Genomic DNA, 20,674 nt, shown 5'->3' with positions numbered 1-20,674 from the left:
TCTAAGCTCACAAGTTCACTCAGGTGTAATTGTAACTAAGCGTCATTTTCTTTACCTCGTACAAAACGACATTTACAAACGAGCAAAAAATTGAGAAAATAAAAAATTCTGTTTTCTCATTTTTTCATGAGCAGTTCTCTCGCACAGTACTACGCCGATTTACTCAGACCCCTGGGCGAAGTACACGTCGGAAAAATGTTTTCTGTTTTCTGCATTTACATCAACGAAAAGCCGGTTGGCTTCTTATGCGGAGAAGAACTTCTTGTCAAAACAAATGCTCAGATGAGAGAGAAGTGGCCGGAAATTCCTCAACAAAAACTTTTTGATGGTGCAGTCAATCCTATGTGGCTGGTTGAAGATCCGGAAAACCAAGAACTTTTACTAACGCTTTTTCGCCGAGCTTACGAAAATCTTCCTCAACCTAAGCCCAAAAAGAGCAGAAAGAAGCAGAAGACTAATGAGGAGGTATTGTCTCAATCAGGCCTTGGCTCTCCTCTGAGTGACGAGTCTGTTATGGGGAAGGACGTTTTAACTTCAAAAGTTCGCGAAAATTCTTTTCTTGCTTGGTTACATCTAAACAAAAGAAAACTCTAAGAAAAATGATATAAGCGCTTTTGAAGAATGTAGAAGGATAAGAGGTCATCAACGATGAAAAAGAATAAAGCGGCAGTATTAGTTTTTATCTGGTTCCTGCTCTCTTTTTTATTCGGATGGTATGCCGTTGGAGCCATTAAATCTCTTCAGGTCCTGCTATTTTCGTTTCCTTTTGCGTTAATTCTGTTATTTCCTTTTTCATCGAATGTCAGGAAGACGCTTTTTTGTCTTTCGTTGGTCATCTTTGGACTTTCCGATTTTTATTTAGGCATTCAAGCATATTTGCGAGATGCCTACGAGGCGAGTTTGAATTCAGGCTTTGTTCTTGAATCGATAGCTAATACTTCACTATCGGAATCAAAAGAGTATCTGATGGCAATGGCACCTCAGATAGTCCTATGGTCTGCCGTTGCTTTTTTCATTTTTCTTTCTCAGACATATCTGGCAATTTCGCTGGTGAAAGAAGCCCCATTGCGCTCAAAATATTTTTATTGGTTTGCCGGTCTCATCATCTGTTTAAGTCTCTTTGGTTGGTACCAAAGAGCTTGGCGTGCACATTTTCCTCCGGTGAGCCTCTTAACTTTTTATCAATCCTGCGAAGAGAAAAAGAGCTATTGGAAAAATATAAAAGCAGAAAACAATGCCGCTCTGGATCGTGCAGCAAAACATATCCTTTCCGTTGAACCGGGACCAAGAACCATAGTTCTCGTAGTCGGCGAAAGCATGAATCGTGAAAATATGAGCCTCTATGGATATGACAGAGATACAACGCCCCGACTTAAGGAAGCGGACAAGGATTCCGAATTACATGTAAGTAAAGAAGCATTCTCCACTCAGTCAAGTACTGTTGCAGCATTCAATGACATGTTCGAATTCCCCGACTCGTCATCTATCTCGAAATCTAAACTTTTTGCTTTCTTCAAAGCCGCCGGCTACAAGATCTACTGGATCAGCAACCAAGACGATGTAGCAATCAAAGCCGAGTTTCAAGATTTTTCTAATACTGCGGTTAACTTAAATCGGGTTGCCGGCCGCTCCAGTACTTCCATGGATGAAAAAGTCCTCCCGGAATTAGAAAAAGCTTTACAAACACCGGGTGATAAAAAGTTAATCGTTGTTCATCTGATTGGCATCCATCCTCATTTCTCTTTCCGATATCCGTCTGAAATGAGTTCTCTGTGGAATGACCAAGATGCAACTAGGGCAAGGTTGGAAGAGAAGGGGCGAAGCATAAGGACATTAGAAATGCTTGAGCACTACGATAGGGCCATGTTGTATCAAGATGCAGTGCTCTTTGATACGTTGAAGCTGACGCAGAATTTCGATAAGAACCATCCCGATGTAAGAACCTCTTGGATTTTTTTGTCTGATCACAGCGTTGAGACCGGACAAAGAAAAGATAGAACCGGTCATTCCAACAATTCGTTGGGCGGTTATACCATTCCATTTTTGTTTTGGACGCCTTACAGCGATCTTTCAGAAGGTGAAGAAGTTCAGGAAGGCTCTTCTTTCCGGTCTGATTGGCTCTCCTATACGCTTCTGGACTTGGCAGGAATTCACTGCAATTTCCCAATCTTCGAAAAGTCTTGGCTGAGCAAACAGTACAAATGGAAAGAACCGAAGGTAGTGACTGATTTGAAACAAAAAATAGAAGATTGATAAGGAAATGAGCCCAAACTCATTCAGTTGGTCCAAATAAACTCATTTACAACTTATGCTCACGGACGAATTAAGGTTTTTCCGTTATAATGCACGACGTTTTTCAACACGGTTCGATTAATTCCAATTGAAACCGCAAGTTAACACCGCCTCGGCGGAAAGGAAATTTAAAATGGCACAAACCACAGAAAAGAAAGCTGAAATTATTGCTAAGTTTGCTCAGTCTGAAGGCGACACAGGATCTCCACAGGTTCAGGTTGCTTTGTTGACAGGCCGTATCAACGAATTGACAGAACACTTCAAAGTAAATCCTAAAGATCATCACAGCCGTCGTGGTCTTTTGAAGATGGTTTCTCGTCGTCGTAAATTACTTGACTACCTCAAGGGTCGCGATGTAAACGCCTACAAGGCTCTTATCGACGCTCTCGGTCTTCGTAAGTAATCCTTGCAATCGGCAAGATGATTTCAGCAGCGGTCAGCGATTCGGTTCGCTTGCCGCTGTGTTCATTTTTGGTTCAATATTTTTAAACCGGCGCGTTGCGATATGTGCGTGACGAAAAAAACTTAATTTTTCTGAGCCGCAGATACCGCAGTGTGCCGAGTCAAAGGAATACTACACATGACAATGTTTAATAAAGTCGTAAAGACTTTTCAGTACGGTGAACATACCGTCACACTTGAAACGGGTGAAATCGCTCGTCAGGCAACCGGTGCCGTTATCTGCAACATGGACGACACAGTTGTTCTTGCCACTGTTGTAGCAAAGAAAGAAACAAAACCAGGTCAGGATTTCTTCCCGCTGACTGTAGACTACATAGAAAAAACATACGCTGCCGGTAAGATTCCCGGAGGCTACTTCAAACGTGAAGGCCGTCCAAGCGAAAAAGAAACATTAACTTCCAGATTGATCGACAGACCTATCCGTCCGTTGTTCCCGGAAGGTTTCTTCAATGAAGTACAAATCATCATTCACGTTCTTTCCGTCAACCCCGAAGTTGATCCTGATATTCCTTCCATGATTGCAGCTTCTGCAGCTTTGGCAGTTTCAGGGGTTCCTTTCCACGGTCCTATCGGCGCAGCCCGTGTTGGTTATATCAACGATCAATATGTTCTTTGCCCGACTGAATCCCAGTTGAAAGAATCTAAGCTTGACTTGGTTGTTGCAGGTACTGAACGTGCCGTTCTTATGGTTGAGTCCGAAGCTCAGCAGCTTTCCGAAGAAGTTATGCTTGGAGCTGTTATGTTCGGTCACGAACAGATGCAGGCAGTTATCGAAGCCATTGACGCTCTTGTTGAAGAAGGCGGCAAGCCGTTGTGGGATTGGGAACCGGCTCCTAAGAATGAAGCTCTCTTAGCTAAGATTACAGAAATCGTCGGTGACAGAATCAACGACGCCTTCACCCATAGAAACAAACAAGAAAGAAACGAATGCCTTCGTGTAGTCTATGAAGACGTTCAAGAAAAAATTGCCGCTGCTATTGAAGCCGGCGAATTGGAAGAAGTTGATCCTAACGAAGTCAACAATATCCTTTTCGAAATGGAAGCACGCCACGTCAGAGGCAAGATCCTTGCCGGAGAAAGACGTATCGACGGCCGTGATACACGCACCGTTCGCCCAATCGAAATCCGTACAGGTGTTCTCCCGAGAACTCATGGTTCCGCTCTGTTTACACGCGGCGAAACACAGGCTTTGGTTGTTACTACTCTCGGTACAAAGCAGGATGAACAGATTGTTGATTCTCTCGGCGGTGAATATCGCGAACGCTTTATGATGCACTACAACATGCCTCCGTTTGCTACCGGTGAAACAGGCCGTGTCGGTTCTCCGAAGCGCCGTGAAATCGGTCACGGACGTTTGGCAAAACGCGCTCTTCGCGCCGTTATTCCATCCGAAAAAGATTTCGAATACTCTATGCGAGTAGTTTCTGAAATCTGTGAATCCAATGGTTCTTCTTCTATGGCTAGCGTTTGCGGTGGCTGCTTATCCTTGATTGACGCAGGTGTTCCTCTGACAGACTTCGTAGCCGGTGTTGCCATGGGCCTTATCAAGGAAGGCAACAAGTTTGCTGTTTTGACCGACATCCTTGGTGACGAAGATCACTTAGGCGATATGGACTTCAAGGTAGCCGGTACAGATCATGGTGTTACTGCTCTTCAGATGGATATCAAGATTGAAGGTATTAACAAGGAAATTATGGAAGTCGCTCTAGCTCAGGCTAAAGAAGGCCGCATGCATATCCTTGGAATCATGCATGAAGCAATTGGCGATGAAAAGCGTGAACTCAGCCAGTATGCTCCTCGTATGTTGAGTTTCAAAATTAATCCGGAAAAGATTAGAGACGTTATTGGTAAGGGCGGTGCAGTTATTCGTGCCATTACAGAAGAAACAGGCGTTTCTATCAATATCGAAGATGACGGCAGCGTAACTATTGCTTCTGTTGACCAGGCAGCAGCTGATGAAGCCAAGAGACGTATTGACGAAATCACAGTAGACGTTGAAGTCGGCCAGATTTACGTTGGCAAAGTCACAAAGATTCTGGACTTCGGCGCTTTCGTTCAGGTTCTTCCGGGTAGAGAAGGTCTCCTTCATATCAGCCAGATCGCTCACGAAAGAGTTGCCAAGGTCGCTGACCATCTGAAAGAAGGTCAGGAAGTTCGCGTGAAGGTTTTGGAAATTGATGAAAAGGGCAAATTCAAACTTTCTATGAAAGCTTTGATTGAGAAACCGGCTCGTCAAGAAAAACCGGCTGAAAAACAGCAGTCCGCTGAAAATCCGGACATTATCGTCGGCTAATTAAGCCCCGGTAATCAACCGGCATTATTCAAGTATTCTCAAAAGCAGAGAAGTATTTGGAAGTGCCGGTTTTTCTTTGCTTTTTGAAACGTTTTCATCTTTTCCTTCTCCCGCTAATGATCTATTCTCCATTAAGCTCAAAGGCCCATAGCTTCTCCTAATTTGAAAGGAATTAATCCCATTAAGGAAGTGAAATCAGTTCTCAGTTAGTTTTTCCTAAGTGTTTTCCTTTTGATAACAAGTGATTCTGAATTAACTTTTTAGCAACTATTCAGAATGATCGATTAAGAATTAAAAGAAGATTGGGATAATCAGGTAATTTTCCATTTTTAGAGGCTTACTTTGTTCAATCTAAAAGAATTATTGAAAAAAACGGATTTTACGAATGAAGAAATTATTTTTCTTTTAGGATTAAAAGATCCGGAACAGTGCAAGCTTCTTCAAGAAGAGGCTTATCGCAGAACAACTTCCTTGATGGGAAACAAGGTTTACTACCGCGGGCTGATTGAATGTTCCAACATCTGCACTTCGAATTGCCGTTACTGCGGAATTAGGAAGGACAATCATCAAGTACGCCGCTATGAGATGACCAAGCAGGAAATTATTGATCAGGCCGTTTGGGCTGCTCGCAATGGCTATGCATCTATCTGTTTGCAGGCAGGCGAAAGAAGAGACGAGAAATTTATCAGTTTCATTGAAGAGTGCCTCAGAGAAATTCACAAACAAACCGTAAGCGATGTTCTTCCAGATGGAGTGGGCGTAACTCTGTCTTTGGGAGAACAAACAAAAGAAGTTTATGAACGTTGGGCTGTTGCCAGCGGTAATAGATCCAATTTGCGCTACTTGGCAAGATTTGAGACTTCTAATGCGGATCTTTTCTGCATGCTTCACTCGGCAAAAGGAAAATACGAAAAAATTTTGGATCATCGTTTAGAGTGTCTGAAGCATTTAAAAGAATGCGGCTACCAGGTCGGAACGGGAGTAATGATTGGCATTCCCGGTCAGACATTAGAGGATCTTTGTATGGATATCCGCATGTTCCAGCAGGTAGATGCAGACATGATTGGCATGGGACCGTATTTAATGTCTGAAGAAGCAGATTTAGAGTTTCTCGGACAAATGGAGAATAAGGCTCTTTTTCAACTTTCTTTGAATATGATTGCGGTTACAAGACTGGTAATGGGCAATATTAATATTGCAGCCGCTACCGCCCTCCAAGTTCTTCATCCGGAGGGAAGAGAGATTGCCATTGAATATGGCTGCAACGTCATCATGCCGAATCTCTCTCCTACTAAATTCAGAGAAGGCTATCAACTTTACGATCATAAGCCCGGTCTCAACGATGACCCATTCCATTTCGGCTTACATTTGGAAGAAAGAATTCAATCGCGGGGAAGGGAAGTAGGCTGGAATGAGTCAGGTTCCTCTCGAAAATGGCTTATGAAACAAGAAAAACAGGAACAACTGGCTTGCTAGGTTAAGACATTTTCCTTCCAATATAGTTTTGTTACAAAAGCAGGCGTCAAGAATTTAATTTTTATTCTTGGCGCCTTTGCTAAACTTATTTTTTTCACTATTACAAATAGAGGATTCCATGCGCAGAGGCTTAGTCGTAGGCAACTGGAAAATGAACGGTTCATTGGAATTTATTGAAAACTGGGTATCTCAATACACAGCTTTTTTAGAAACTCAGACTGAGACCGCTATTTGTCCCCCGTACGTCTTTATTCCTTTTTTAAGAAATCGTCTGATGACTTCCGCAATTCACATGGGAGTAGGAGCGCAAGATTGTTCTGTCCATAATGATGGCGCTTACACTGGTGAAGTAGCAGCAAATATGCTTGCTGATGTAGGATGCTCTTTTGTTATTGTTGGTCACTCCGAGCGCCGGCAGTACCATTCTGAATCTAATGAAATGGTTGCTTTGAAAGCACAAAAAGTTCTCGAAGCTGGACTCCGTCCCATTGTTTGTGTCGGTGAGACGTTGGAAGAAAGAGAAGCGGGACGAACTAATGAAGTTGTCTTAACACAGCTCAATGCAGTTCTTGATGTCATCGGGCCTGAAATGCTAGTCACCGGCGCTTTAGCCTATGAACCCGTTTGGGCTATTGGAACAGGAAAAACTGCGACACCGGAGGAGGCGCAAGAAGTTCACAAGATCCTTCGAGATAGTGTAAAATCACGCAATTCTGATGCTGGGGATTCCTTGAGAATAATCTATGGAGGCTCAGTAAAGCCATCAAATGCTCAAAAGCTGTTTGCTTGTCCTGATATTGACGGAGGTTTGATTGGCGGAGCTTCATTAAAGGCTGAAGATTTTTATGCAATTGCCCAAGCGGCCAGCTCGGTAGAGTTTATTGTTTAACGGTTAGAAACAAAAATGAATTACATTCTTACTATTGCCATCGTGCTTCAAGTTTTGAGTGCGCTAGCAATTATTGTTTTGGTTCTTTTACAGCATGGTAAAGGAGCTGATCTTGGCGCAGCTTTCGGAGGCGGCGCTTCCGGTTCACTTTTCGGTGCTTCCGGTTCTGCAAACTTTTTATCTCGCTCCACTGCGGTTGCGGCAACGATTTTCTTCTGCTCCACTTTGGCATTGACAGTAGGTGCAAAGCACAATCGTGCCCCAGTTTCCGGCGGTGTGTTGGGTACAGTTTCCGAAACTACTGCACCGGCTCCGGAGCCAGTTAAAGCTCCTGTAGAAAAAAGTAGCGAATCTCCTGCACAAAATCAAATTCCGCGCTAGAATACGGACTTCTTGATTTAGCCGACGTGGTGAAATTGGTAGACACACCATCTTGAGGGGGTGGCGGCGAGAGCCGTGCGAGTTCAAATCTCGCCGTCGGCACCAAAATTTTAAAGCCCAGATTTAATCGTCTGGGCTTTGTCACATCCAGCGAAAATTCGGCCGATTTTTCTAAAGAAAATGCGAGTTCAACGCTAATCCAGCACTCGTGAACAGTTTTTCTAAGAGCCTGGTAATCTTCAACGGTTGTCTGAAGAAAAGAACGCCTTTACAAAACAGAGAGCTGTCAAAAGAATCGCTATGAGTCCTCAATGTTTGGCCTCCTTTCATTGGCCGAAAATTTCTGTGAAGGAGTTCAAAATTTGGGAAACCGGCAAGAGGTTAGGAGCAAATAGTTAAATTACTAAGACTATATCTATTAACCGGACTGTGGCGGAATGTATTGTGCGCGCTAGGACTCTTTCATAGTCAACCTAAAACAGTAATAGGCAAGCGTAGTCAACAAAAAACGGTTTTTAAACCAAAGAGGAGTCAATCAATTTCAGGAAATGACAGGCCTTTTTAAAAGCAAGGTAGAAATGAAAATTTCGGCAATGAAAATGACAAAAAGGAGCCGATGAGAAAAAATAATTTGATTCCAAAACAAAAAACTCATTCCGCAAAAATGGAATGAGTAATTCTGGTGCCGACGGCGAGATTTGAACTCGCACGGCTCTCGCCGCCACCCCCTCAAGATGGTGTGTCTACCAATTTCACCACGTCGGCTTGAAAGTGAGACCGAACTATAGCATAAATTTTTAATTTGTGTGCGCTTGTACTAAAAATTTTTTAATTACTTGAGTTTTTTACTCTAAAAATATTCAATTTAGCTATCAAAATGAATAAGTTTTAGTAAATAAATATATAAATATCAATTAGATAAAAGAAGAAGTAAGCAAATTTTTCAAAGAAAAAATAATTATTGAAAAATTAAAAAACAAACTCATGTTTCATATAATGGATTCCAGGTAGTCGAATCAAAACTTACTTTTCTTCGATTAATCAAATTTTCATACCTACGGAATACATCATGAATTTGAAAGATAGAAAAGTACGCAGAAGCTCTCAAAGAGAGAACTGTTGTAACTGAAATTTCTCTCCTTAACTGAAGACATCTAGTTAAGCGTCTTGGCCTTACGAGTCCGTTCTCTATTTCAAATCTATAAATTATTTTACCTATTGGGAGCTTATTATGGCTGTTTACCAAAGTATCACCGAGCTTATTGGAAGAACTCCGCTTTTGAAACTAAACAACTTTTCTAAAAATAGAAATTTAAAGGCGACGGTTATTGCAAAACTGGAATATTTGAATCCTTCAGGATCGGTCAAGGACCGGGCAGCTCTATCTATGCTGGATGATGCTTCCCAAAAGGGCATCATTAACAAAGAAACCGTGATTATTGAGCCGACGAGCGGCAACACAGGAATTGGGCTGGCAGCGATTGCCGCAGCAAGAGGCATGAAGGTTATTCTTACAATGCCGGAAACCATGAGCGTTGAAAGGCAAAATCTTTTGAAAGCTTACGGTGCAGAGATAGTTTTAACTGACGGCAAGAAAGGAATGACAGGATCAATTGAAAAAGCCCAAGAACTAGCTAAAGAGTATCCGAATAGCTTTATTCCCGGTCAATTTGAAAATCCTGCTAATCCTCTTGCTCATGTCAAAACAACAGGCCCAGAAATCTGGGAAGACACGGATGGGAAGGTTGATATTTTTGTAGCTGGAGTCGGAACAGGCGGAACGGTATCAGGGGTAGGCAATTATTTGAAATCCAAAAATCCGGATGTAAAAGTTGTAGGAGTAGAGCCCGAAACCTCAGCAGTTATTAGCGGAAAACAACCCGGGCCCCATCCTTTACAAGGAATTGGAGCAGGCTTTATCCCAAAAACTTTGGATGTGTCTATTCTGGATGAGGTTATGCCAATTACCGGCGATGAAGCTTTTAAAGCTTCAAAAGCTTTGGCACGTGAAGAAGGCTTTTTGGTTGGTATATCTTCAGGTGCTGCTTTAGCTGCCGCTCAGAAGCTCGCAGAACGGCCTGAGAACCAAAATAAAACCATCGTAGTGCTTCTTCCAGATGCCGGCGATCGTTATCTTTCTACAGATTTATTCAAATAGAACAAAAGGAAAAACAATCCAGAAGAGAAGATTCAGGAGGATTCTTCTGAACTGGTTCATTTAATTGGCCATCCCTGCAATCCACGACGCCCGGATGGTCATAATTTTTCGTAGAAGGCCTCGAAAGATTCTCCGTTGTTTGTCTGTCAGAGATGATTTTTCTTTAGGAGAGAATGGCTAGAAGCTAACTTACATTTTTCGGTTGGTTTTTGCATATAAGAATTCATTCTTAGGAAAGTTTTCTGCATAGAGGAAATTCAGTTGCTGGCCTCAAATAACATGAAACCAGTTCCAATTGTGAAAGAATGGCAAAAAAACTTTCCAACTAATTTCTATTTTGAGCAATAGACATTGATTGTTACTTCTTTAATATCAATGACTGATTGTTATCGATATCCCATTTTTCTAGAATATTCTCATTTAGTAAAAAAGGGATAACCATGACTAACGAAAAAAGAAAAGAGGCCATTGAAGCTTATAGAGCTCGTAAGGACTCTTTCGACTGGAACGGTCTAATGGATTATGCAAACTCTCTTTTAGAGTGCAGAGACCGTATCCAGGAAACTGTAAAACCTGTCGCTTTGGATGAAGAAGTTGCTGCTAAATCCATCAAGGAAAAAGTTCCATACCTCAGCTTAAAGCCAGTTCAAATTATTCCTTCTGAATTCCGCGGACATCTTAATGAGTTAGTCAAAGAATTCTTAGAGCAGGGCATTATTCACGATGAGCACAATAAGTCTCTTCTTCGTTCAGTAGACCTTTCTAAGCTCACGGACAAAACCATTGAACTGGCAGGTAAAGATCCTAACCAGTTCTTCTTAGAAGCTGTCAACGAACTTCAGGGTGAAGAGAAAAACGAACTTCTTCAAATGATCCTTGCGGGTCTTTTGATCAATGCTGTTCGTGTCTACTTAAGCAGCCTCGGTGTTCAAATGACTGAATTCGTCGGTCATCCGGGAGACTTAAAGGTTTCTGATCAGCCAATGACTTGCCCGACCTGCGGACAACCTCCTACGCTTGCTTCTTTAGGCAATGAAGGAAATATTGCCGGTAATTCCAGAAAACTGTTCTGTGCTTGCTGTGGAACTGTATGGCCCTTCGAGCGTGTTCGCTGTGCCTACTGCGGAACAAGAAACACTAACAAACTCAAATACGTTCTTTCCGATGGAGATCCTATCCATCGTTTGTACGTTTGCGAAAAATGTGGCGGCGTCCTTCCAACAGTTTTCCAAGAGCAATTGGGAGAGAATATTGACTATGATGTTGAGCAGACTGCATGTGGTGTTATTCAGTCTCTCTACCATGAAGAGTTCGCAAAAGATTTAGAAGAAGAATTGAAGTAAGCAGTTATATCTTTTTCTGTTAGCTCTCGGTAATTTCTCCGTTGCCGAGAGTTTTTTTATGTGTGCTCCGCTGAACGCACATAAAAAGTGCTTACTTCAATCTCTAAGCACGTATTTTTTGTTTGTAGTCCGGCCCAAGATCCAGCGATTCTACTTTTCATAAATAAAGCCAAAGCCGTAAGAATAAAAAATGGCCCAGCTTATTCTTTTTGAAAATCTGTGAATACCTTTTATTTGTCCTTATGCGATTAGCTAGCTTTATCCTCTTTCTTATGGTCTTGTGGATACATACCAATTAGACCTAAACCACCAAAGAAGACAGCTATTAAGGCACCGTTTACCCATGTGCCATTCATTTTTTACTTCCTATTAGCCATTAAAAACGATACTAGTAAAGTCACGGCGGCTATTAAACAACCTTTGTCAGATCCTTGAAACAGTCCCAGATAAGTGAGGCGGCTCCGATTCTCTCCAACATGTCCGATATCTTTTTATAGCCGTTTGTCGTTACCTGGCTAGTCAGCCATTTAACTACATTAATCTAATAAATATCTCATTTAGTCCTGTATTGTTTCGGTATGCCATACCTATTTTAACAATCAGACAGATGAAGGATTCACAAGTTTCTAAAGAGCATAGCAAGTGGGGCTTTGATTGTTTCTCGGGAGGCTGTTTTCTCATTTACGACCACTGGTTAATGGCTGAAGGAGAATTTAAATCCAGCCAGTTTGAAAGAGGCACTGAGAAGATGGAAATGGTTTTACATACTTGACCTTTTAATTTTGAGCTTTCCTTTCTTTATCAACTTTATTTTATTTGTAGGATCAATGAGACCTTCAGAAAAAGTTATCGGACTTCTATTTTTTGTTACTCTCTCTCTGGCCTAATTGGCTAACACCAGGGACAAAATTCACATGCCCGTGCTGAAGTACAAGAGTTCAAAACCAAGCATACGAGCCTCGCGGTTGTTCTGATTCAGATTCGCTTTGATGAGTCTCTTCGCCGTACTGAGCTTGACCGGATGCGTGGCCAGCTCCTCCAGCTTGAACGAAAACCCAAAAGTGTTGCCGATAGAGAGCGTAAGCGATGTCTCTCGTTTGGAATCAGACGTCAAGATGCTCTCGAAAGAGTTACAAGCGCTGTTAGATACAGCGCAGAAAACCACCGATGAATGAGTGGGCTTTTTGTAGGGCTTTTTTTCTTGATTCTCTTATAAGCCGTTAGTATCAACGGGTTGTGGTATCTCCAACGGGGGTCGAACCCGTGTTCCAACCTTGAGAGGGTTGTGTCCTAGGCCTCTAGACGATGGAGATATTGTCGAGGTGCAGAGATTCTAACACTACAAAAGAATAAATTGAAATATTTTGCTAGCGTTCTTTCCTAGTGTCTCTTATCTTCGCCGATCAAGTGAAGGGAGTCTTCAATAGATTGGTTGTGTTTATGTTTGAAGATAACGCCAAGCATTGAGCCAGCAACAAAAATACCGAAAATAACCATAATCGTCGGAGTATTTAAATCTGCTTTGATAAGCAGTGCATATAAACCGAGCATTACAAGGATAGAACTGTTTTCATTGAAGTTTTGGACGGCAATTGAACGTCCGGCGCTCATTAAAACATGTCCTCTGTGCTGAAGGAGTGCGTTCATCGGAACAACAAAGAAACCGGCCATGGCTCCAACAAGAATCAGCATAATGCAGGCAAAAATAACGGCCCAGCTGAAATGGAAGCCTAAAAGATCAAATCCTCCGGGGATCCAACTCTTGTTGAAGAATGCCATTCCGGAAACGACTACTCCCATCAAAACGCCTAAGGGAAGAACGCTTACGCTCTTCTTTAAAGAAACTAAGCTGGCAGCCAGAACCGCACCGATAGCAATACCGATAGCAATAACGCCTTGAAGGATAGCGGATTCGGAAAGGTTCAGACCTAAAGCATGGTCCCCCCATTTCAATACTAAGAACTGGAGGGTTGCTCCCGCACCCCAGAAAAGAGAAGTAACGGATAAAGAAATTTGACCTAATTTGTCTTTCCATAACAGGGCACAGGACTTTCCGAAATTCTTAAGCGTATGAATGGGGCGGAAGTCTTGTTTGGGATAAACAGCTCCGGTCAAAGGAATGAAAAGATTAGCGATGGCGGCAAGTGCATACACGACAATCATTGCGGCAATACCGGCTTGGGCGGCATTATGGACGCCCATGAAGTCGTGACCTTGAATAAAACTGTCAACCATCGGAGAAATTAAAAAGCCTCCTAAGCCGGTACCTAAAATAATGGAAGCAACCGTTAAGCCTTCAATCCAGCCGTTAGCTTTGACTAGTTTTTCGGGAGGAAGTAGCTCCGTCAGAATTCCGTATTTTGCAGGAGAATAAGCCGCAGCACCTAAACCTACGATACCGTACGCAAGAAGCGGGTGAGTCCCGAACAGCATCACGCAGCAACCGAAAGTTTTGACAGCATTGGTGATGAACATCACTCGACCTTTAGGCATAGAGTCAGCAAAAATACCAACCCAAGCTGCAAAGAGTACGTAACTGATTACAAAGAAAAGCTTGAGAAGAGGAGTCATCCAAGCAGGTTCATTCAATGTTGCTAAAAGCGCAATTGCAGCAATCAAAAGTGCATTGTCTGCTAAAGATGATAAAAACTGCGCCACCATAATGGTGTAAAAGCCACGTGTCACAATGCCTCCGAAATAGTTCAAGGGATTCTAGCAAATAGCAGGCTCGGAGATGTTACATAAAAATATTTTGGTTAACTTTTGACGTTGAGAGAGTTCAAAACTCGAATAAAATTCAGTCCTATGATTAAACTTAAAAAATATTTTCTTGCCCAAGGTCACGAGCTTGCATTAGGAGAGCTCGAAGGCAAGCTCTGTCTTTCAGATTGGATTTACAGTAAAAATATTAAGAAGAAAGCCCAGACTTTGGCTAAAACTTATAAAACTTCTTATGAATACACTGATACTCCTCTCTTGAACGAAGCTGCCAAACAGCTTGACCAGTACTTCACGGGACGAAGAAAAGTGTTCGAGTTGCCTTTGCTTTTGACCGGAACGGAATTCCAGAATCAGGTCTGGCAAATGCTCCAACACATCCCATACGGCGAATTGTGGTCCTACAAGCGTCGCGCTGCACGCATGGGAAATCCTGAGAAGTTTCGGGCGGTGGCAAATGCGAATGGAAAAAATCCGCTTCCATTCATCATTCCTTGCCATAGAGTTATAGCTAATAACGGGACATTGGGCGGTTACAGCTTAGGCACAGAACTTAAACAATTCTTGATCAACATGGAGTTTGATGCCGAGAATTACGAGTTTAATTTGACCGGTGAATAGTCTTTCATGTTTTCTTTTTTCTTTACTAAAAAGCCTCTAACTCCTTTAGACGCCTTCCATAGAGTGGAAGCTGTCCTTCAGCCAATCCAGCAAGAAGAATTTTTATTTAAAGGCGTACTTGTTCCAAAGGAAAAGAAGAAAAACTACTCCATTTATGCTTTAAAGATTACTGAATCTCTAATTGAAGAAGAGCCGTCGGATACCGGTAAGGAAATTGATCTATCAAAAGTAACTCTTCAGGTCTTTGAGCGAAATAAAAAAGACAGCACTCTTGCTGACGCTGCTAACTGGGAAGTTGTGCTATCAGGACGCTTAGAAATAAAAATATGGAAAGACTCCAGCACTGCGGCTATCTGTCTGAGAGAACCGACTGTGCTGAAAAAAATACAGCAGATACAACTTCAATCTTCGGAGGAAATTAAAGAGATCTGTGCTTTGTTTCAACAAAATCCAGCCTCAAAACCTAGAGACGAAAGACTTATAGAAGAACTGAGTTCCAAATTGGCAAGAAAATCAAAACTCTCAGTTCTTGTTTATGGGCCTGCGGGCAAGGGAAGGGACGATATTTTGACAGAGTTCTCCCGAGCTGAAGGGATAGAGAATTTTATTCGTCTGTACACGGTTGATAATACTCTTAGTCCTCCCTCTTTAAATATCAAGAAAACCAAGGAACATTTCAAGAAGATATGCGAAGAACTGGAAGGGTATTCTCAAACCGGGGAATACGACCTTATTTGTTTAGCCCGAGGGGGCGGCGATCCTTTTCAGTTGGCATCTTTAAATAATAAAGAGCTTTGCGAAACCATCATTAAATTGTCCACTCCCGTATGCATCTCGATAGCGCATTCTTCCGATGAACTATGGCTGAAAGAAAGCGGAGACATGTATACCAATGTTCCTGCGCTTTTTATCTCGGAGCTTGTGAGAGTCGTCGAAGCGGTCTATCCGGGAGAAATTAAAGTGTCGGCAATGCAGACAAGGAAACAATTTTTATCTAGCGGTATTCCTCAAAAAATCTTCTGGGTATTAATATTGGCTTCATTGGCCCTCCTGGCCTGGTTCGTTTTTCGCTAAAACGACGCATTATTCTTTACCCAAACTTCTAAATTAAATGATTGAAATCCTGACGTTAGGCATTTTTGCGCTAGCTTTAATAATTTGCTTGAGCTTAGATATCAGTGTTATTGCGGCTCTTCTTATAGGTTTTCTGTGTTTCTTTAGTTATGGGCTTTATAAGGGCTTTAGTGCAAAGCAGTTAATGGTGATGGCTGGCAAAGGCCAAAAAACCGGCTTCAACATTATGGTCGTCTTGAGTTTGATCGGCCTGTTGACTGCTTCTTGGCGTATAAGCGGCACTATTCCATATTTAGTGAGCTTTGCCGTTAATCTAATTTCTCCGGATTATTGTCTTTTCTTTGCTTTTGTTCTAAATGCTGCATTAAGCCTTCTTATCGGCACGGCCTTTGGTACGTCTGCGACTATGGGCGTTATTACCATGTCGGTTTGTATGGCAGCCGGTGCTGATCCGATGCTTGCCGGGGGAGCCGTGCTGGCCGGATGTTATGTAGGTGACCGCAATTCTCCTGTATCTTCCAGTGCATCATTGGTGGCGGTGGTAACGAAGACGGATCTCTATCAGAACGTCAGGTTGATGTTTGTCAGTGCAGCCATTCCATTCATCTTAAGTTGCCTGATTTATCTCGGTTTCGGCTTGAGTCAAACATACCAGGAAATTCATATGTCGCTTGGAGATCAGTTTGCTCAAGAATTTGTGATGAGCTGGTGGTCCGCTGTACCGGCAATTATTTTGTTGGGGTTGATTTTTGCCAAACTCGATATAAAAAAATCTATTTCAATCAGTGTGTTGAGCGCGGTAGTTTTAGCATTTATTTTGCAAGAAAGAGGAGTCGAGGAGATTCTTAAAACATTATTTTCCGGCTATGTCTCTAAAGATCTTTCTCTTTCCAAAATGCTGAATGGCGGGGGCTTCTTATCGATGGTTCCTGTCGTCATTATTATTTGTATTTCGTGTACTTACTCCGGGCTTTTTGAAGGCACTGGCCTCATTAATACCCTGAAGAATGGTGTCGAAAAGATCTCTAAAACAAGCAGCCCTTTTACGGCGATTTTATTAACTGCTATTACTACTGCTCTTATCTCCTGCAATCAGGTTCTAACCGTGATTCTTACCAAGCAGCTATGTACCAATATTCAGCCTGACAAGCAGAAGATGGCAATTGATTTAGAGAACTCTTCCATTTTGATTCCGGCTCTTATTCCGTGGTCCATTGCGGGTGCTGTTCCAATTGCAACCATTGGTGCTCCTGTATCGAGCGTGATAGGTGCATTTTTCATTTATTTGGTTCCGCTTTATTGGTTGGTACGGGAGAAGAGTGTGCTTGCTAAAAAACGGAACTGAAATCTGCTTGCTTACAATGGGAGGGTCAGATCCTATTCATCTAAGGAAGCTTCTATAGTGTCGATATCGTTCAGATATTAATAAGGAGATATCGAATCATGGAAGTAAAAGTTCCAGAAGTCTTCGCAAAGTATATTAGTTCGTTTTCCGGATGCATGGGAGGAAATCCGGAAGCTCCGATTTGGCTGTGCATTGATCATTCATGCAAAACCCCTGATGTAATTACACCATCATTCTTTGATGCTCCTATCGAGGATATTAGCGGCTTGCTCAAGGGGCTTCCTGCCTCTTGCCCGGTTTCATCCTCCATTGCTGCTCTGGCAAACGATATCGTTGGCCAACCGGCAGAGGATGTAAGCAAGGTCTTTAATGACAAGGATCCTAAAGCACAATCTATTCTCACTCTGGCAGTTTCTCCGTTTAGTTTCGGCGACAATCCTGTTCAAAACTGGAAAGAGGAAAAAGTTATTGAAGTAGACGGCAAAAAACTTAGTTTCGCGGAATATACAGGACTCCCAGAATTTAAAGATTATTGGGATTTCTTGATCGCTCAAAGAGGAAAAGTCTTTGCAGAAGCTGCCAAGAAGTATGCTCCGAAAGTTATTGTTTGCGAAGGCATCAATAAATACAAAGAGTACTTCAAGCTTTGGCAGGCTGATTTGACTAACGTCCGTGCGCATGACGCTTTCTATTACGCTCCTATTATCGGCATGGATGGAAAGCCTGTGGGAATGGTTTTTGCAACGGATTTGTTTGGTACTCCAAACGGAATTGACAATACCTACCATATCGAAAGAATAGCTCTTCAAATTCGTCATTTTGCCGTTGCAGAATTAGGAGATAAGGTTTTCGGATCGTTCGTTGGTCCGAATTTCTAAAAACTGACCTAGCAAGCGTAAAACTCTTGGTTTTGAGTCGAAATGAAGGTAGGATCCTTGGAAATTTACTTTGTAAAGCCGTTATGAAAAGGATCCTGCTTACCGGTGCTACCGGAAGATTAGGCTCTGAGTTGCTTCAGAGCCTTATTTCGTCTTATGAGGTCTGCGCTCCGACTAGGACAGAACTTCCCCTGAGCCCTCAAACTGATTTCTACTCATTTTTTCTGCAAACGAAGCCACATGTGGTTATTCATTCGGGAGCGTTGTCAGATGTGGATTATTGTGAATCTCACCCTGAGGAAGCAGAAGAAACCAATGTATTGGCCTCTCAAAAACTTGCAGAAGTCTGCAAAAAATTAAACATTCGCTTGATCCACATATCTTCCGACTACGTTTTCAGCGGTGAAAAGGGCTCTTCCTACACGGAAGAAGATGAAATCGGAGGAAATCCAAATTTTTACGGACAAACAAAAGAAAGGGCAGAAAAGGCAATCTTGAAAGCAAATCCTGATGCAATTCTTCTCCGAGTAGCATGGCTTTACGGGAAGAAAGGCCCTGACTTTGTCAGTTCTATAATAGATAAATTGCGTACCGGAAGCCCTCGCATACAAGCGGTAGAAGATCAATTCGGAAGTCCGACCAGTATCGCTGACTTGTGCACTCATATCCCGTATTTCATAGAACGTGAGAACGTTAAGGGCGCCTTCCATCTCGTCAATGAGGGCTGCGTTAGCCGATTAGAAATGGCAAAAGTTATTGCCGAAGAGTTTGGCTCGGTCTGTGAGGTGTGCGGAGTAACTTCAAAGAACTTTCCTCGACCAGCAAAGAGGCCGAAAAATACTTCGCTGCGAAGCTTGAGACTAAAAGAAGCTAAAATACCTCGAATGCCCAATTGGGAAGCATCGCTAAGAGAATTTGTCCGCAAAAACAAAAAAGCGCCGGAATAATCCGCAGCGCCTTTTAGTTTAGTCGAAGCTTGTTATAGATTTTTTGCTTTTCTGTAAGCAACAAGATCTTCAACGGATAGTACGGTTAAACCGTGTTCATCACCGAATTTGCAGATTTGCGGGAGACGCATCATGGTGCCGTCGGGGTTCATGACTTCGCAGAGTACACCACAAGGGTTTAATCCTGCCAAACGCATTAAATCAACCGTGCATTCCGTGTGTCCTCTTCTTTCTAACACACCGCCGGCTCTGGCGCGCAGAGGGTAAACATGGCCCGGTCTTAAAAGGTCTGTCGGCTTTGCATCCGGATTTGCAGCGGCTTTAATGGTAGTGACTCTGTCTTTTGCGCTGACACCGGTAGTGCAGCCTTTTGCAGCCTCAATAGAAACGGTAAATGCAGTTCCTTGAGTATTGGTGTTGTTAGGTACCATCTGAGGAAGCTCTAAGCGCTTACAGTCTTCGTCACGAAGACAAATGCATACGATGCCCGAGCATTCACTGATCATGAGAGCCATCTGCTGTTCGGTCAAGAAATCTGTGGAGTAAATCAAGTCTCCTTCGTTTTCTCTGTCTTCATCATCGACTACCAGAACACCTTTACCTGCTCGGAGGTCGGCAAGAGCTTTTTCTACTCTTTCAATAGAATCTTTTCCGTATTTATGAAGTAAATTTTCTGCCTGTGACATTTCTAACTTTCTCTTTATTTTTAAGAATTCCCGTGATCTTACCAATGATTGCCGCAGATATCTTACAAAAACAAAATTACCTTTCAAAATTACTCGTTAATTGGGATTCTTGGTAAAATTTCAGAACTATTCAAAGGAGAAAGAATTGTTAGTAGCAACACCATATTCAAACGACGAAATTTGTCAGCATTTCGGACATGCACCACAATTCAAACTCTTTACTGTCGAAGACGGTAAAGTAGTTGAATCAGTTGTTATCGATACCGTTGGAAGCGGTCATAACGCATTGGCAGCCTTCTTAGCTGACCATAACGTTGACATCGTCATCTGCGGAGGCATTGGTCAAGGCGCTATTGTTTCTTTAGCTATGGCCGGAATCGATATCGTTCCGGGCGTTTCCGGTTCCCCTGACAAAGCAGTTAAAGAATTGCTCGAAGGTACTTTAGTTGCCGGTGCTGTCAGCGGATGCGGCTGCGGAGGCCATCACCATGAAGAAGGTGAAGGTGCCTGCGGTTGCGGCGGCCATCATCACGAAGAAGGTGAGGGTACTTGCGGCTGCGGCGGACATCATCATGAAGAAGGCGGCTGCGGTTGCGGCGGTCATCATGAAGACACTTGCGATATCAGCGGAAAAGAAGGCAAAGGCGGCTGCGGTTGCGGATGCCACTAATCTTCAAAGCAGATATCCGTTAGATTAAAGTAAACAAAACCGCTGCTTGGTCAGAATTTGATCAAAGCAGCGGTTTTCTTGTGTTCAGAACTCCTCTCCTAATCTTTTTTTGAAAAGAACTTGTTAAAGGTTTGTGAAAATCTTTCTGTTTCTTTCTAATCTCTAGCAGCTTTGGCTGTATTCACTTAATATTCCCGCCTTTCATCTTTTGTTTGATGAATCGAGACTTTTTCTATTCACAAGTTTTCTTGGCTAACTGTTCAAATTTTGAGAACAATTTGCGAATTTTATCAGACCGACCCGTAAAACACCGTCCTTTAGGACGGTGATATAAGGGTCGAATATAATAATTTTTTCAGTAAGGCGTATTCTGTTGTTCAATGTACTGTTTGATAATAGAAATAGGTGCACCCCCACAACTTGCAGCAAAATAAGAAGGAG

General features: G+C 42.5%; 19 protein-coding genes, 3 tRNA genes and 1 pseudogene. 18 read left to right on the top strand and 5 right to left on the bottom strand.

Annotation, left to right across the window (positions count from 1 at the left end):
* Positions 1-126 precede the first annotated feature (126 nt).
* The 8 genes from RDK53_RS10820 to RDK53_RS10785 all read left to right on the top strand — a co-directional run bounded on the left by RDK53_RS10820 (position 127) and on the right by RDK53_RS10785 (position 7,898).
* Entirely contained in the window at positions 127-594 is a 468-nt protein-coding gene (locus RDK53_RS10820) for a TfoX/Sxy family protein (RefSeq protein ID WP_308514781.1), read from the top strand.
* A 54-nt stretch (positions 595-648) separates the two neighbouring features.
* Positions 649-2,253: a sulfatase-like hydrolase/transferase gene (locus RDK53_RS10815; RefSeq protein WP_308514779.1), complete on the top strand. Its 1,605-nt coding sequence runs from the start codon at positions 649-651 to the stop codon at positions 2,251-2,253.
* Between the two features lie 172 nt (positions 2,254-2,425).
* A complete protein-coding gene (gene rpsO, locus RDK53_RS10810; protein ID WP_066592107.1) occupies positions 2,426-2,695 on the top strand; it encodes a 30S ribosomal protein S15 in 270 nt (89 codons plus the stop codon).
* Positions 2,696-2,872: 177 nt separating this feature from the next.
* Positions 2,873-5,047: a polyribonucleotide nucleotidyltransferase gene (gene pnp, locus RDK53_RS10805; protein WP_308514776.1), complete on the top strand. Its 2,175-nt coding sequence runs from the start codon at positions 2,873-2,875 to the stop codon at positions 5,045-5,047.
* Between the two features lie 363 nt (positions 5,048-5,410).
* Complete coding sequence (gene hydE, locus RDK53_RS10800) at positions 5,411-6,523, top strand: [FeFe] hydrogenase H-cluster radical SAM maturase HydE (RefSeq protein WP_308514774.1); 1,113 nt, start codon at positions 5,411-5,413, stop codon at positions 6,521-6,523.
* A 118-nt stretch (positions 6,524-6,641) separates the two neighbouring features.
* The gene (gene tpiA, locus RDK53_RS10795) at positions 6,642-7,412 is read left to right on the top strand and encodes a triose-phosphate isomerase (protein WP_308514771.1); all 771 of its coding nucleotides are present in this window, start codon (positions 6,642-6,644) and stop codon (positions 7,410-7,412) included.
* A gap of 15 nt (positions 7,413-7,427) precedes the next feature.
* A complete protein-coding gene (secG, locus tag RDK53_RS10790; protein ID WP_308514769.1) occupies positions 7,428-7,793 on the top strand; it encodes a preprotein translocase subunit SecG in 366 nt (121 codons plus the stop codon).
* Positions 7,794-7,813: 20 nt separating this feature from the next.
* Positions 7,814-7,898, top strand: a tRNA-Leu gene (locus tag RDK53_RS10785).
* A gap of 575 nt (positions 7,899-8,473) precedes the next feature.
* On the opposite strand, the gene RDK53_RS10780 is transcribed toward RDK53_RS10785, so the two are convergent.
* Positions 8,474-8,558, bottom strand: a tRNA-Leu gene (locus RDK53_RS10780).
* Positions 8,559-9,024: 466 nt separating this feature from the next.
* Here RDK53_RS10780 and cysK point away from each other — a divergent pair.
* The 4 genes from cysK (at position 9,025) to RDK53_RS10760 (ending at position 12,469) form a co-directional block, all read left to right on the top strand.
* Complete coding sequence (gene cysK / locus RDK53_RS10775; protein WP_308514767.1) at positions 9,025-9,951, top strand: cysteine synthase A; 927 nt, start codon at positions 9,025-9,027, stop codon at positions 9,949-9,951.
* A 440-nt stretch (positions 9,952-10,391) separates the two neighbouring features.
* Positions 10,392-11,294, top strand: a complete 903-nt coding sequence (locus tag RDK53_RS10770) for a formate dehydrogenase accessory protein FdhE (RefSeq protein ID WP_308514765.1) — start codon at positions 10,392-10,394, stop codon at positions 11,292-11,294.
* Positions 11,295-11,901: 607 nt separating this feature from the next.
* Complete coding sequence (locus RDK53_RS10765; protein ID WP_308514763.1) at positions 11,902-12,066, top strand: hypothetical protein; 165 nt, start codon at positions 11,902-11,904, stop codon at positions 12,064-12,066.
* A gap of 217 nt (positions 12,067-12,283) precedes the next feature.
* On the top strand, positions 12,284-12,469 hold the full coding sequence (locus RDK53_RS10760) for a hypothetical protein (RefSeq protein ID WP_308514762.1): 186 nt from the start codon (positions 12,284-12,286) through the stop codon (positions 12,467-12,469).
* A 62-nt stretch (positions 12,470-12,531) separates the two neighbouring features.
* Here the strand turns inward: RDK53_RS10760 and RDK53_RS10755 are convergent.
* Together RDK53_RS10755 and lplT are read right to left on the bottom strand one after the other, a co-directional pair.
* Positions 12,532-12,607: transfer RNA gene (locus RDK53_RS10755), tRNA-Glu, on the bottom strand.
* 67 nt (positions 12,608-12,674) lie between these two features.
* The gene (gene lplT / locus RDK53_RS10750) at positions 12,675-13,979 is read right to left on the bottom strand and encodes a lysophospholipid transporter LplT (protein WP_308514761.1); all 1,305 of its coding nucleotides are present in this window, start codon (positions 13,977-13,979) and stop codon (positions 12,675-12,677) included.
* Between the two features lie 120 nt (positions 13,980-14,099).
* Here lplT and RDK53_RS10745 point away from each other — a divergent pair, with 120 nt between their 5' ends.
* The 5 genes from RDK53_RS10745 (at position 14,100) to rfbD (ending at position 18,877) form a co-directional block, all read left to right on the top strand.
* Complete coding sequence (locus RDK53_RS10745; RefSeq protein WP_308514760.1) at positions 14,100-14,633, top strand: methylated-DNA--[protein]-cysteine S-methyltransferase; 534 nt, start codon at positions 14,100-14,102, stop codon at positions 14,631-14,633.
* Between the two features lie 6 nt (positions 14,634-14,639).
* Positions 14,640-15,707 (top strand): exodeoxyribonuclease VII large subunit, encoded by a 1,068-nt coding sequence (locus tag RDK53_RS10740; protein ID WP_308514758.1) that lies wholly within the window; start codon positions 14,640-14,642, stop codon positions 15,705-15,707.
* A gap of 190 nt (positions 15,708-15,897) precedes the next feature.
* Complete coding sequence (locus RDK53_RS10735) at positions 15,898-17,052, top strand: Na+/H+ antiporter NhaC family protein (RefSeq protein ID WP_308514756.1); 1,155 nt, start codon at positions 15,898-15,900, stop codon at positions 17,050-17,052.
* Between the two features lie 98 nt (positions 17,053-17,150).
* Positions 17,151-17,930, top strand: a complete 780-nt coding sequence (locus RDK53_RS10730; RefSeq protein WP_308514754.1) for a hypothetical protein — start codon at positions 17,151-17,153, stop codon at positions 17,928-17,930.
* Positions 17,931-18,013: 83 nt separating this feature from the next.
* Positions 18,014-18,877, top strand: a complete 864-nt coding sequence (rfbD, locus tag RDK53_RS10725; RefSeq protein ID WP_308514752.1) for a dTDP-4-dehydrorhamnose reductase — start codon at positions 18,014-18,016, stop codon at positions 18,875-18,877.
* A 32-nt stretch (positions 18,878-18,909) separates the two neighbouring features.
* On the opposite strand, the gene ribB is transcribed toward rfbD, so the two are convergent.
* Positions 18,910-19,563, bottom strand: coding sequence for a 3,4-dihydroxy-2-butanone-4-phosphate synthase (ribB, locus tag RDK53_RS10720; RefSeq protein WP_308514750.1), 654 nt, complete (start codon positions 19,561-19,563; stop codon positions 18,910-18,912).
* A 145-nt stretch (positions 19,564-19,708) separates the two neighbouring features.
* Between ribB and RDK53_RS10715 the strand changes: the two genes are divergently transcribed.
* A complete protein-coding gene (locus RDK53_RS10715; RefSeq protein ID WP_308514748.1) occupies positions 19,709-20,233 on the top strand; it encodes a NifB/NifX family molybdenum-iron cluster-binding protein in 525 nt (174 codons plus the stop codon).
* 355 nt (positions 20,234-20,588) lie between these two features.
* On the opposite strand, the pseudogene RDK53_RS10710 reads toward RDK53_RS10715, so the two are convergent.
* Positions 20,589-20,674, bottom strand: a pseudogene (locus tag RDK53_RS10710) (IS200/IS605 family transposase); the annotation flags it as partial.

Origin of the sequence: uncultured Turicimonas sp., assembly GCF_902477955.1 — a bacterium.
Lineage (GTDB): Bacteria > Pseudomonadota > Gammaproteobacteria > Burkholderiales > Burkholderiaceae_F > Turicimonas.
Note: the sequence above shows the minus strand (reverse complement) of the source record. Positions and strands in the feature narration are given on the sequence as shown.

What these genes read in the sequence shown, in the direction of transcription:
- RDK53_RS10820 (WP_308514781.1), top strand. Translation starts at nt 127, where the DNA reads ATGAGCAGTTCTCTCGCACAGTACTACGCCGATTTACTCAGACCCCTG.
- RDK53_RS10815 (WP_308514779.1), top strand. Translation starts at nt 649, where the DNA reads ATGAAAAAGAATAAAGCGGCAGTATTAGTTTTTATCTGGTTCCTGCTC.
- rpsO (WP_066592107.1), top strand. Translation starts at nt 2,426, where the DNA reads ATGGCACAAACCACAGAAAAGAAAGCTGAAATTATTGCTAAGTTTGCT.
- pnp (WP_308514776.1), top strand. Translation starts at nt 2,873, where the DNA reads ATGACAATGTTTAATAAAGTCGTAAAGACTTTTCAGTACGGTGAACAT.
- tpiA (WP_308514771.1), top strand. Translation starts at nt 6,642, where the DNA reads ATGCGCAGAGGCTTAGTCGTAGGCAACTGGAAAATGAACGGTTCATTG.
- secG (WP_308514769.1), top strand. Translation starts at nt 7,428, where the DNA reads ATGAATTACATTCTTACTATTGCCATCGTGCTTCAAGTTTTGAGTGCG.
- cysK (WP_308514767.1), top strand. Translation starts at nt 9,025, where the DNA reads ATGGCTGTTTACCAAAGTATCACCGAGCTTATTGGAAGAACTCCGCTT.
- RDK53_RS10770 (WP_308514765.1), top strand. Translation starts at nt 10,392, where the DNA reads ATGACTAACGAAAAAAGAAAAGAGGCCATTGAAGCTTATAGAGCTCGT.
- RDK53_RS10765 (WP_308514763.1), top strand. Translation starts at nt 11,902, where the DNA reads ATGAAGGATTCACAAGTTTCTAAAGAGCATAGCAAGTGGGGCTTTGAT.
- RDK53_RS10760 (WP_308514762.1), top strand. Translation starts at nt 12,284, where the DNA reads ATGAGTCTCTTCGCCGTACTGAGCTTGACCGGATGCGTGGCCAGCTCC.
- RDK53_RS10745 (WP_308514760.1), top strand. Translation starts at nt 14,100, where the DNA reads ATGATTAAACTTAAAAAATATTTTCTTGCCCAAGGTCACGAGCTTGCA.
- RDK53_RS10740 (WP_308514758.1), top strand. Translation starts at nt 14,640, where the DNA reads ATGTTTTCTTTTTTCTTTACTAAAAAGCCTCTAACTCCTTTAGACGCC.
- RDK53_RS10735 (WP_308514756.1), top strand. Translation starts at nt 15,898, where the DNA reads ATGGCTGGCAAAGGCCAAAAAACCGGCTTCAACATTATGGTCGTCTTG.
- RDK53_RS10730 (WP_308514754.1), top strand. Translation starts at nt 17,151, where the DNA reads ATGGAAGTAAAAGTTCCAGAAGTCTTCGCAAAGTATATTAGTTCGTTT.
- rfbD (WP_308514752.1), top strand. Translation starts at nt 18,014, where the DNA reads ATGAAAAGGATCCTGCTTACCGGTGCTACCGGAAGATTAGGCTCTGAG.
- ribB (WP_308514750.1), bottom strand. Translation starts at nt 19,563, where the DNA reads ATGTCACAGGCAGAAAATTTACTTCATAAATACGGAAAAGATTCTATT.